1 pseudogene is annotated in these 523 nt (G+C 55.3%); it reads right to left on the reverse strand.

Features of this window, described 5'->3' with window-relative positions:
- Positions 1 to 455 (reverse strand): annotated as a pseudogene (locus tag N6P30_RS24465) (IS5-like element ISKpn26 family transposase); the annotation flags it as partial.
- Between the last annotated feature and the right edge of the window lie 68 nt (positions 456 to 523).

Below are 523 nucleotides of genomic sequence, written 5' to 3' on the forward strand. Positions count from 1 at the left end.
GAGCTGGGTGCCTCAATGATGGTGGCATCCACCAAAGTGCCTTGGGTCATCATGACGCCTGCTTCGGCCAGCCAGCGATTGATGGTCTTGAACAATTGACGGGCCAGTTGATGCTGCTCGAGCAGGTGGCGGAAATTCATGATGGTGGTGCGATCCGGCAGGGCGCTATCCAGGGATAATCGGGCAAACAGGCGCATGGAGGCGATTTCGTACAGGGCATCTTCCATGGCACCGTCGCTCAGGTTGTACCAATGCTGCATGCAGTGAATACGCAGCATGGTCTCCAGCGGATAGGGCCGTCGGCCATTGCCCGCCTTGGGATAAAACGGCTCGATGACAGCGGTCATATTCTGCCATGGCAGAATCTGCTCCATGCGGGAGAGGAAAATCTCTTTTCGGGTCTGACGGCGCTTAGTGCTGAATTCACTATCGGCGAAGGTGAGTTGATGGCTCATGATGTCCCTCTGGGATGCGCTCCGGATGAATATGATGATCTCATATCAGGAACTTGTTCGCACCTTCC

The organism is Enterobacter sp. PL1 (assembly GCF_945957325.1).
Taxonomy (GTDB): domain Bacteria; phylum Pseudomonadota; class Gammaproteobacteria; order Enterobacterales; family Enterobacteriaceae; genus Enterobacter; species Enterobacter roggenkampii.